This window comes from Pseudoalteromonas sp. PS5, assembly GCF_004103255.1.
GTDB lineage: Bacteria > Pseudomonadota > Gammaproteobacteria > Enterobacterales > Alteromonadaceae > Pseudoalteromonas > Pseudoalteromonas peptidolytica.
Map to the genome: position 1 here is coordinate 25,961 of NZ_RCSQ01000148.1, position 11,012 is coordinate 36,972.

Consider the following 11,012-nt stretch of genomic DNA (forward strand, 5'->3'; position numbering starts at 1 on the left):
TCTTTCAAATTTATACGAAATTAAGTTTGGATTTAACCAAGTGGAGAGCGCAGATAGTCACTTTGACCTTCAAGTGGTAAGCCGAGTAAGGCCGCCACCACATCAATACCAGTCATTGTTCAGAGAATAAGGGCAAAAAGCCCTTAGTCCGCTTTTGAAATTTTCTTGATATCTAACATATGAGCACCGTGTTGTATTTTAGTTTTTAAGTATTGCTCATTGCCGGATACGCCAACTTTTACATGGGCTTGTGTTCCAACGACCTCATCGACTGTAATACCAGCGCTTCTCAGTGCTTTTAGCTTTTTTGGGTTATTTGTCATTAACTTGACATGGTTTAGCCCAAGTGCTTGTAACATCAGTACCGCATCTGAGAAATCCCTTAAGTCATCTTCAAAACCAAGATGATTATTGGCTTCATAGGTATTCATGCCTTGAGATTGCAAAACGTACGCATCAATTTTGTTGTATAAGCCAATACCGCGGCCTTCTTGACGTAAATACAGTAACACGCCTCCTTGTTTGTGCATCATTTCAATGCACTCATTCAGCTGTTCACCGCAATCGCAACGTGAAGAATGGAAGACATCACCAGTCAAGCACTCAGAGTGCATACGAATAAGGGGCACAGACTGATTGCTGTCAGCATTATTAAATACTAATGCAACATGTTCTTGGCCATCATGTAGCCCTGAAAAAGAAACTATTTCCGCAGGGATATTACTGTGCTGCCCTACGTTCAGCTCGACTCTCGCTCTTACTTCTGCCACGTCTTAATCTTGCCTAATGTGATAATATAACAATATGCTACCATAAAAGAGATATGGTGTCTTTACTGGCATTATACAAGGCTAAAGGTAACATCGCATTGGTAAATGGTAAAAATCAAACTAGTCTGAAAGGTAAGGAAGACAAACTCTCACACAAATTTTATGCGTTCAGTATTCGTATGCTTGTTGGCTTTCACACCATTAAGCCATAGTGCAAATGCCGACTTTAGCGGTTTTGCGACGCTTAAAGCGGTAAAAACAGACTCTCGCACGGCTAAAATTAGAGAAACAATCTCACAACCAAGCGGAGTAACGACAGATGAACTTGACTTTTCATTCTCTTCAATTGGCTTACAAGCCGAATGGAAAATAAACAGCTCATTTGATCTAGTCGGACAACTGCTAATCAAAGACCAACGCCATGATAAAATTAACAATACTCTGAAATTGGCTTTTTTACGCTACAGTGCAAGCTCAAATTGGCAGTTTCGTGCTGGACGTACCGGGCTCGATTTGTTTTTAATGACCGAGTATCGAGATATTGGTTACTCTATGGACTTGGAGCATCCGCCAGTTGAGTTTTACGCCATCATTCCTCACCAGAACTTGGATGGTATTGATCTTCAGTACCGCGCGCCACTGAGCCATGGTGTAGCAAGCATAAAAGCATATTGGGGAAGATCTGAGTCACCGCTTTACAGTGACAATGGCTTTTTTTGGAATGTGGAGCTCAAGTCTATCTTAGGCGTAGTGGCACAATATGAAACACTAAACTGGCTATTTAGAGCTAATTACACCACAACAAAGTCGGCTAATGAACACGAACAACAAGGCCAATTACGTGACGCCTTAGCCAAAGTGCCACTCTCATTTTGGCCTACTAAATCACAATTGATTGACTCTCTTTTTATACAAGATAAAGATTTTACTTATAACGCATTAAGCATGCGATATGATGATTCAAATTGGCTAGTACAAACTGAAGCCTCTCTCACCGACTCAAATTCAAGTGTCCTTAATCATCTCAAGGCAGGTTATATTACGGTAGGTAAGCGATTTGATTTGAATACGCTTTCAGTAAGTTATTCCATTGCCAAATCCGATAATACAGAAGTAGAGCCAGGACCCACAGTACCGTTACCTGAGTTAGTAGAGTTGTATCAAGCAGCGTCAATGCACTCTGGATTTTACCAACTTGATCAAAGCACAACCTCTTTAACTTGGCGGCGCGAGCTCTCAGCAACACTGGCTTTAAAACTTAACTGGCAACACACCACAACCCACCGACTACCCAGCGCATTTTATTTACATCGAGCGGATCAGTTTGAGGAACCTGACCTTTCGTTTAATACCTTCACCTTAAGCTTTAATTGGGTGTTTTAATGAAAGAGCTGAGGTTTTTACTTTTACTTGTTAGTGTAAGCCCTTTATTTGCTCATGCTGATATTGCCGTTATCGTCAATAAAAGTAACTCGATAGATACCGTTTCACAGCGGCAACTTATTGATATGTACATGGGAAAATATGTAGCGTTTCCTAATGGGGAAATGGCGGTTACCTATGATTATGACAAATCTCACCCCATGAGAGAGCCATTCTTTTTTGCGCTTACAGGACGAAATGAAAGTCAAATCAATGCGTATTGGTCAAGGATCAAGTTTAGCGGTAAGGTATCTCCTCCTCAGTACTTTTCATCTCCTTCGGCTATACTAAAAAATATCGTAAAAACACCTAACGCCATAGGTTATATACCGATGGAGCTTGTGACTGATGATGTTAAGGTAATTTATCAGATAAATGACTAGATATGGATTGATTGTCCGACTAGCACTGGTGCTGGTCATATCGACATGCGTATTTTCGCTTTTATATGCCAAGCTATATCACGATCACATTTTCGAGCGTGAATTAGCGCGTTCAAGTACTATTATTGGCCAAATCGGTCAAACGGTTTCGGCTTCTTCATCTATTGCAACGTATCTCAACGATAAGGATTTGGCAGTAGAGGTAATAAATGGCTTGATCAGTAACGATATTATTTCCTCTGCCGCAATGAAAAGTGAGGAAAAATGGTTGGCACAAAGCGTGGGCTTTAAGACCGACAACGCGACTATCATCAAGCTCAACCATCCATTTCTGTTTAATGAAATTGTTGGTGAAATCTATATCCAGCCAAATTCCGTATTTATTGAACAAAACGCCAGAGACATCGCTCGCTCCAGCGTCAAGACGTTAATGATCGTCATTATTCCTATTCTGGTCATTTTTACTATCCTGACACACTTTCTAGTCACCAAACCCCTGAGCATTTTGAACAAACAGATTGCCCAGGTCATTCCTGGTGCGCCACTCAAGCTGGAAATACCAAATGGCCATGACTCTAGCGAAATAGGTGATATTGCTAACAATACTAATCAGCTCATCGCAAAAACCGCCGCGATGTTCGAACAAGAACGTCGCCTCAGGGCTGACATAGAAGCACTGGAAAAACGCTTTCGACTGATGTTTGAGCGTTCTTCCTCACCGACATTATTAGTGAAGGACAAAGGAGAGGTGCTTCTGGCCAATGACGCTGCCTGTGATCTGCTTGCTGGAATGGGAATTGACTTAGAAGAGTTTTTTCCTGAGAGCTTCGGCCGTTACTGCCAAACCCCAGATATACTATACACCTTTACTGAACACACGCTCGCCCTCAACCAACCCACACAATCTGAGTTTGAATTTACCAATCCGCTCACAGAGCAACCTGTTTGGCTCAGCATCATTATGCTGCGCTTAGAAAGCAACGGACAACTTTATCTGCAAATTTTCCTCTCTGACATCACAATGAGAAAAACTGTTTTCCAAGAGTTGAATATAAAAGCGAACCGCGACAAGCTTACCGGGCTGTATAACCGTCACGGCGCTGAAATCAAGCTTAATGAATGGCTCAATGACGCCTTACCCTTTAGCCTATTTATCGTAGATTTAGATGAGTTTAAGCCGGTAAATGATATTTATGGCCATAATGCTGGGGATAAAATGTTAAGACATATAGCCAAGCAAATAACGAAGCGGGTTAGAGACAAAGATATTGTTTGCCGCTGGGGAGGGGATGAGTTTTTAATTGCCCTACACTGTGTCGAAAAAGAAAAATTACACCAAATTGCGGCAAATTTATTAGCAGCTATCAACACCGAAATGCTGTGGCAAACTAACGAGACTAAAAATATACATATTAGTGTTGGTGCCAGTGTTGGTGTTGCAAGTTACCCAAAGGATGCCAAAGAGCTGGGACAGCTTATTGAGTATGCAGATAAAGCCATGTACGCCGTAAAAAGAGGTAAAAAAAATGCGTTTGCGGTTTATTCAATAGATGATGAGAATAATACTAATCTAAGCAAGGGAGTATCAAGGTAACCGGTAGCCGGTAGCCGGTAGACAGATACTAATTGATTAAAGCTCTCATCATACTTGCCTTTTAGAAAGGAAATTCCATTGAATTGGTATCAGATAATTCAGTTCTTATTGGAAGTGTCGACTTTGCTCCAAGGCATGCTGTACATGCTTGTAGTTTGGAGCTTGCTCAGTTGGCCTGTTACTATGATCAAGTACCTCGTAAGTCCCCAATGTTGATACTTCTATAATCTGCTGCCTGTTGACAATGGCGTATTTGTTGTAACTACTCAATAACAACCATTCCCTTTCTTGGGCGGGCTCTGTAAGACTCATGCCAAGTGCAAAGTCCTGTACCTCATTTTTTACCCCCAAATACGTTTTCATAATAGTAGGTGCTACATCTAGGTGGCTGGTTGTAGCACGGGATGTTTTCCAATGACGCCATTTTTCTACTTTTGGCCCTACTATAATAAAGGGAACCTTCACTTGAGGAGTTGAAAAGTTACTATTATGGCCCCAATAGTTCAGCTTGTTGTCATTTAATTCCTCACCATGATCTGAGGTAATAATTACCAACGTATTTTCTCTATTAATCTTCGTTAATACTGACGCAACTAAACTGTCCACAAAGTGAGTACTTGTTAAATAGCGATTATAAACTGGCTGTCTTTCGTAGTGATTGTGTAGCAACATATGGTTGATCGGACCATGCATGGGCTGAAATCCAGCTTGGTAGCCATCAGGCACAGCATACCCATGAATTGCATCGTAAAAGAGAAAGCTAAATGAGGGTTGCGCTGGCGCTTTGTTGTCATACCACGACAGCCAGTTTTTGGTTATTTGCCTATCCCTAGCCAATACATCATCACCCTCGGTGTGGGTTTGCAATCCATTTATATTAGAAAAAACGGTTTCGTTAAACTCAGGGCGGATCAGCTGCGCTGAAGAAAAAATACCAAATTGATAGTTTAATTCGCGCATTCTATCCATCCATAGCGGAGCGGCACGATTGTTGTAAATATCTTGCCAATAGGTTCCTGTTAAACTGTAAAATAAGCCAGTGATCCCAGTTCTAGTTGAGTTACCGGTCGAGAAGTGCTGCTCAAAGGTCAGGCCATGTTTGGCAAACGCCCAGATATTAGGAGTGGCACTTTTTGTAAAAGCATCGTAGCGCCAAGAGTCAAGTACAATAACAACAATATTGGGAGGAGCAGCAACAGAATCTGTATCAAGCTGATGAAGCGGATAATTAAATTGCCCTTTTACCAAAGACATGCTTTTTTGTTGTGCAAGCGCTGCTTCATCTATTAACTCATATTGCCGTAAAAGTGTATTCGCGGTGGCTGGCTTAAAAAGCGGTAAGTACTTGCTGAATCCAGTAATTGGTTGGTATACGTTAGCACTTGCCCAAACGTGAATTGTGTTGCTTGCTAACACGGCGCAGCAGGTGGCTACAACATATTTTCGCCCCAGCCGCATACTCATTAGCCGTTTTGGTCTACTGCTCCACTTAACAAGTATGTATTGACACACAAATAAGAGGACAAAAATAACACTGGCTTGTATCCAAGCATGCACAGATAACTCAATCACCTGCCCTGCTAACAACATATCAATAATGACACCATTGATATGAAATTTGTATAGCTCGAAACACAGACTGTTGGCTATTAGTAACGCAAAGAAAAAAGCATAAAAAGCTGAAAAACCGAGCGCCCTGCAACCTTCTGACTTAACCCAAACCAATGGCAATAGCACCAAACTAATAGCGCCTGTGAGCAATGCCATATGCCCCCATGTCGACACTGTAGCGTAGAAGAGAGTCAGGCCCTGGTAGCTATTCGGATTAGAATTAACAACATTTGCTGCTAGTAAGATAGAAAAAAGCGAGTTAATTAACACTAACCAACCAAATTGATGCAGTCTATGACGTAACGACACTACCCTACTCGTCCCACTAATAGAAAAAACGAGCAGTATATTATTCTCTTGACATATTAGTGTCACATTAAAAAATGTGAAAAATTGCAAACCTTACTTATCAAAGGTTTGCCTAGGATTTGTTTATCTTTCAGGTTTGTTTTTGCAGCAGTTTGGATTCACTTTAGCGCGTTTTGCTCATTGTTGCATAGGTTGCTAGGCGGCAAGTCGAGTGCCGCAACCAATAAAATACTCAAAAAACAAAGATCAACACACCTTAATATTTATCTAAAATAGACTCATGATAATTTTCTGCTCGAATTTCAACTTGGTACTTGCTAGCAAGTGCATCAAGTTCACTTTGCCATAGTGCTAAGTCATCCATCGTTATGGTGTTATCGTCAAGTTGCCAAAGCTGCCTTGAGCCTGCATAACTGTATTGAATCGCAGTCATTGCTTCCACCTCTCCGTTTGCTGCGGCTTGCTTTAGTTTAGACATCTTTCGTGTAATTTTATTGAGTGCCTGCTTCAAATCCCATACATAACTCACTTCGGTCATAAACGAATGGGATTTGTATTTTTTTAAGACACCAGCAATTATCAAACAGGCCACGACGACACCTGATAAGTTCCAATGGAAGTGGCTACCATCAGCATCTGGAAACAAATAGATAAGTAGCTGCGCTACGCCTAAACTAATCGCAGTTAATGCAATAACACATGCCACAATAACCTGATTTAAGTGCTTTCGATAACGGGCTTTATCTATCTCTATTAATGTCATAACTCACCACTCCCCTAAGTTTAACTCAAGACGCTACGTGCCTTTTCAACCCGCGCATTCTAAACCAAGGCATCACATCATACCAAGATTCATATCAACGAAATAAGAAATTTCCATCCTCTTGGTCATTGTTGATCGTTTTTCCTTTAATGATTTATTTTAGGGAACAGCACCATGACAGCACAAATGATACCAATTTGCTTAATTAGGTGGTCTATTTTGAGGCGAGAAAATTTTGTCGATAACCCCGCTACCTCGTCCTGCTATCGCCAAGGTACCTACATCCGCAGAGGGACAAATCACCGACATAGAAGGCATGGGACATAGCCGGATACCGGCTTGCCCCCAGATGTCACTCACGCTAACTAAAATGAGGCTGGTATCAAAACAAAGTCATATAGCTGGAGCCTATAACTAGATCATAACGAAGCTTGCAATCATAAAGCAAACAATTGCAGCCCCTCCTCCTACTAGCGCATAAGGGAGCTGAGTTTTAACATGAGTGAGTAAATCACAGCCCGAGGCGAGTGCAGAAACTGCACTAGTATCAGAAATTGGTGAGCAGTGATCTCCAAATATACCTCCACTCAAAATAGCGCCTATCACTAAGGATGGTGGCAATCCTAACGTTTGGATCAAGGGCACACCTATCGGTATAAGTATTGCAAAAGTGCCCCAAGAAGTTCCTGTAGTAAACGACATTATCGCTCCTGTGATAAAAAGCACAGGTACGATTAAATACACAGGCAAATAGTCACCCACCAAAGATGCAACGAAAGTCCCTGTACCTAAGTCCTTCAGGCTTGCACCCAGCGTTAGAGAAAGGAGCACTATGCTAACAAGTGGGAGCAATTCTCCCATTCCTTTAAAACCGATATCCATTAATTGATGATGGTTAAATCTTTTACCGGCTAATAGCAGTATGTATGCGACTGTTACGGCTAATATTGTGGCGTAGAGCACAGACTTAGACCCACTTCCATTTGCCAACTCACCATTTCCGGTCACAAACATAAACCCAACCATACTTATGATCAGCGTCAATAATGGTATTAACATATAACGAGACTTGGTGGCTTGAGGGCCACTATCTAATTCAACAGATTGATGCTGGAGTTCCTGCTCAGCCTTTTTCATAGGGCCGTGGACTTTATCAAAAATAATTGTGTAAAACACAATTAAGAGTGCAATAATCGCGTAAAAGTTAAACATTACGCTACCCCATAAAATACTGACTGGAGATTGCGCCAACTCATAATTACTCAGCAAACCGAGAACATATGCTCCCCATCCATTTAATAAAATTAAAATACAAACAGGAGCGCTGGTACTATCAATAATGTAAGCTAAACGTGCTCTGCTCATGCTGAACTTGTCAAATAGTCCCCTAGCAACAATGCCTGACGTTAGTACGCTCATATTTGACTCTATAAATACGGCGGTACCTGTAAACATTGTCAACAGCCCAACTTGACGTTTACTTTTTGCAACCCCTCGGTTTAGTAGCATATTTACCGTGGCAGCAACTCCACCAGACTCTCGAATATAAGCCAGCAGTGCTCCAATCACGATACTGAAAATTAATATTCTACTATTACCTGCCGAAGTCGACACTTCAATAACACGCTCAACACTACCAACAAAAGTCGCCCAAAGTAATGGCTGCTGGCCATTCATTGCCAACAGAAGCTCAGATGAAACTAGCGCTAATATCAGTGCGATGATGACTTCTTTACGCCAAAACACGACCACTATCGCGATCAAAGGTGGCAAAATTGAGTACCAAGCCATATAGTTTAATCTACGAATTCAAAACACCTAGCTTAAGTTAAGCAGTTTAAAACACCAAGTCTTTATGAATAAATTAAATTTAAGTCAACATTTAACCCCAAAACTGGTACAATGAGTGTGTTTTGTGCAATGATATTCCTTTTTGGTCTATCGTAACGTTACAATTGAACCTATAATATGGACAGATTAATTTAGTTCGGATTGAGTATCGCATGTCTACATTTGTCAAAATCAAAGCTCTTCGTCCATCGCTATCAAATAGTGAGGCTAAGCTCGCTGACTTTACCTTGAACTCGGGCGATAAAATCCGTGCGCTTTCTTCTGTTGAGCTGGCGCGTGAAGCTGGCGTTAGCCAATCTAGCGTCGTGAAATTTGCTCAAAAGTTAGGTTACAAAGGGTTTCCTGCTTTTAAATTAGCCGTGGTGGATGCACTTAACGAGCAAGCAGATACAAGCTTGCCAATTGATGAGCTAATTTCCAGCAACGATTCTATTGAGTTAATTGCAGATAAATTACAACTAAAACAGCAAAATGTTATCTCAGAGACTCGGAAATTAAATTCAGCTAAACAGTTTGAATGCGCAATTCAGCTGGTAAAAAACGCCAGAAAAGTAATAGTTTGTGCGCTGGGCAGCACCTTTACGATGGCACAAGATTTAACATGGAAATTACAAAAACTAGGGATCCCAGCCATTGCACAAGTTGATGAGATCAGTGCTTCTAGCTTTATCGCTACAATGGGAAAAGATGATCTACTGATAGTTATTAGTAATACAGGTACAAGTAAAAGCTTGTTAACGCTAACGAATCAAGCACTAGACAATGATTGTAAGTGTTTGGCTATTTCAAGATATGGCAACCATGCACTAGCCGAAATGGCGGACGCCACGCTGTACTGCATTAACGAAGGAGAGCCGCTTAAGCACTCAGGTATGTTATCACGTACTTCACAAGCTTATCTTATAGATGTATTGTTTACATCGCTGGCACAGTCGAACCTTCACTGGCAAAAACGCGTTGATAAAGCAAACGAAAACATGCAGGTATTGCGCAGCGAATAATGACGTTTTACGGCAGGCTACCTGCCGTGTTTTAGTCGCTTTCAACTAAGTCGCTCACCGTGGGTACAACAAGTACTGTTCTCGTAGCTTTATAAAACGCTGAACATCCTGCTGCCACAGTGTGCGGATCTCTGAGGCAGTCAACCCTGCCTCCATGGCCTTGCGGACTTTGTCTGTTCCTGCTAATTTGTCCATAAAGCTCGGGGATTGAAAAAATTCCACTCCCTCATGGCTGAATTGCTGATAGGCAGCAATAAACCAAGTTAAATCAAATCCTCTCACTGAACTGTCCCTTAAATCTTCACCATAAGCAATCACACCATTTAGTTTTGGGTTAGAGGCCGCACCGATGACAGGCTTAGGGGTAAAATTAAACTTTCCTAGTTTAGGGTTTGAATGGCCAAATACTTGAAACGGAAAGTCTGTGCCTCTTCCTACCGAAATTGGGGTCGCTTCAAAAAAGCAGAGCGAAGGATATAGATAAATAGCGCGTTGATTTGGTAAATTAGGACTTGGCGGTATTGGGATTTTGTATTGGGTTGCACTACTGTATTGCAGCATAGAAACCACGCGAAGGCTCAATTTATTGTTACTTACCAACCAGCCTTCTCCATTAATCATCAAGGCAAGCTCCCCTACCGTCATACCATGTAGTATTGGGATCGGGTGCATGCCCACAAATGACCGAAACGGCTTTTCTAATACTGGGCCATCTATATAGTTCAGATTTGGGTTTGGCCTATCAAACACCCAAAACTCAATACCAATATCTGATGCTGCTTCCATCGCGAGGTGCATGGTGCTGATATAAGTATAAAATCGTACACCGACATCTTGAATATCAAAAATAAGAATATCGATGTCCTTAAGCTGATCAGCTTTTGGCTTTTTATTCTTGCCATAAAGCGAGATGATTGGCAGTCCGGTTTTCACATCTCTTTCGTCTTCAACTTGCGCGCCTGCATCTTGGTTTCCACGAAAGCCATGCTCTGGGGCAAATACTTTCTTAACATCAACACCTTGTTTTATTAAAAAGTCTACAAGATGATGATCTGCGACTCGGGAGGTTTGATTTACAATGAGTCCCACCCGTTTGCCTTTCAAAGCAGATAAGTAGTCTTCAGCTCGCTCAGCACCTAAGGTAAGCGCATTGAGGCTGAATGATAAGAAACCAAAAATTAAGATCACCAACGTGATGAATGACTGAAACATAGAAGCTACTGAGAGTTTAGACAATATTATCAACTCAACGATAAATGAAAAGGCATTCATTTTCAAAGGTTTCCGAAATGTCCAGGTACAAAAAAA

At 41.4% G+C, this 11,012-nt stretch carries 9 protein-coding genes; 4 read left to right on the forward strand and 5 right to left on the reverse strand.

Features of this window, described 5'->3' with window-relative positions:
* Positions 1 to 143: 143 nt before the first annotated feature.
* Entirely contained in the window at positions 144 to 770 is a 627-nt protein-coding gene (gene ribA / locus D9603_RS17075; protein ID WP_128732228.1) for a GTP cyclohydrolase II, read from the reverse strand.
* Between the two features lie 162 nt (positions 771 to 932).
* On the opposite strand from ribA, the gene D9603_RS17080 reads away from it, so the two are divergent.
* The 3 genes from D9603_RS17080 to D9603_RS17090 are packed head-to-tail and all read left to right on the forward strand — an operon-like array spanning position 933 to position 4,169.
* Positions 933 to 2,153: a hypothetical protein gene (locus D9603_RS17080; protein WP_128732229.1), complete on the forward strand. Its 1,221-nt coding sequence runs from the start codon at positions 933 to 935 to the stop codon at positions 2,151 to 2,153.
* Complete coding sequence (locus tag D9603_RS17085; RefSeq protein ID WP_128732230.1) at positions 2,153 to 2,575, forward strand: hypothetical protein; 423 nt, start codon at positions 2,153 to 2,155, stop codon at positions 2,573 to 2,575. Before D9603_RS17080 ends, D9603_RS17085 begins: the two co-directional genes overlap by 1 nt.
* Positions 2,568 to 4,169: a sensor domain-containing diguanylate cyclase gene (locus D9603_RS17090; RefSeq protein WP_128732231.1), complete on the forward strand. Its 1,602-nt coding sequence runs from the start codon at positions 2,568 to 2,570 to the stop codon at positions 4,167 to 4,169. The genes D9603_RS17085 and D9603_RS17090 overlap by 8 nt, the downstream gene beginning before the upstream one ends.
* A 105-nt stretch (positions 4,170 to 4,274) precedes the next feature.
* Here the strand turns inward: D9603_RS17090 and D9603_RS17095 are convergent, their stop codons facing one another.
* From D9603_RS17095 to D9603_RS17105, 3 genes are all read right to left on the reverse strand, one after another.
* On the reverse strand, positions 4,275 to 6,155 hold the full coding sequence (locus D9603_RS17095) for a DUF3413 domain-containing protein (RefSeq protein ID WP_347232148.1): 1,881 nt from the start codon (positions 6,153 to 6,155) through the stop codon (positions 4,275 to 4,277).
* A gap of 190 nt (positions 6,156 to 6,345) precedes the next feature.
* Positions 6,346 to 6,852, reverse strand: a complete 507-nt coding sequence (locus tag D9603_RS17100; RefSeq protein WP_125254032.1) for a DUF3087 domain-containing protein — start codon at positions 6,850 to 6,852, stop codon at positions 6,346 to 6,348.
* A gap of 414 nt (positions 6,853 to 7,266) precedes the next feature.
* Positions 7,267 to 8,643, reverse strand: coding sequence for a Na+/H+ antiporter NhaC family protein (locus D9603_RS17105; RefSeq protein ID WP_128732233.1), 1,377 nt, complete (start codon positions 8,641 to 8,643; stop codon positions 7,267 to 7,269).
* A 212-nt stretch (positions 8,644 to 8,855) separates the two neighbouring features.
* Between D9603_RS17105 and D9603_RS17110 the strand changes: the two genes are divergently transcribed.
* Positions 8,856 to 9,704 carry a MurR/RpiR family transcriptional regulator gene (locus D9603_RS17110; RefSeq protein ID WP_125254034.1) on the forward strand — a complete coding sequence of 283 codons (849 nt, stop codon included), beginning with the start codon at positions 8,856 to 8,858 and terminating at the stop codon, positions 9,702 to 9,704.
* 54 nt (positions 9,705 to 9,758) lie between these two features.
* Here the strand turns inward: D9603_RS17110 and D9603_RS17115 are convergent, their stop codons facing one another.
* Positions 9,759 to 10,916 carry a DUF1343 domain-containing protein gene (locus D9603_RS17115; RefSeq protein WP_128732234.1) on the reverse strand — a complete coding sequence of 386 codons (1,158 nt, stop codon included), beginning with the start codon at positions 10,914 to 10,916 and terminating at the stop codon, positions 9,759 to 9,761.
* Positions 10,917 to 11,012: the final 96 nt, after the last annotated feature.

Coding starts and splice junctions, on each gene's coding strand:
- D9603_RS17110 (WP_125254034.1), top strand. CDS start 8,856: ATGTCTACATTTGTCAAAATCAAAGCTCTTCGTCCATCGCTATCAAAT.
- D9603_RS17105 (WP_128732233.1), bottom strand. CDS start 8,643: ATGGCTTGGTACTCAATTTTGCCACCTTTGATCGCGATAGTGGTCGTG.
- D9603_RS17090 (WP_128732231.1), top strand. CDS start 2,568: ATGACTAGATATGGATTGATTGTCCGACTAGCACTGGTGCTGGTCATA.
- D9603_RS17100 (WP_125254032.1), bottom strand. CDS start 6,852: ATGACATTAATAGAGATAGATAAAGCCCGTTATCGAAAGCACTTAAAT.
- D9603_RS17115 (WP_128732234.1), bottom strand. CDS start 10,916: ATGTTTCAGTCATTCATCACGTTGGTGATCTTAATTTTTGGTTTCTTA.
- D9603_RS17085 (WP_128732230.1), top strand. CDS start 2,153: ATGAAAGAGCTGAGGTTTTTACTTTTACTTGTTAGTGTAAGCCCTTTA.
- D9603_RS17080 (WP_128732229.1), top strand. CDS start 933: ATGCGTTCAGTATTCGTATGCTTGTTGGCTTTCACACCATTAAGCCAT.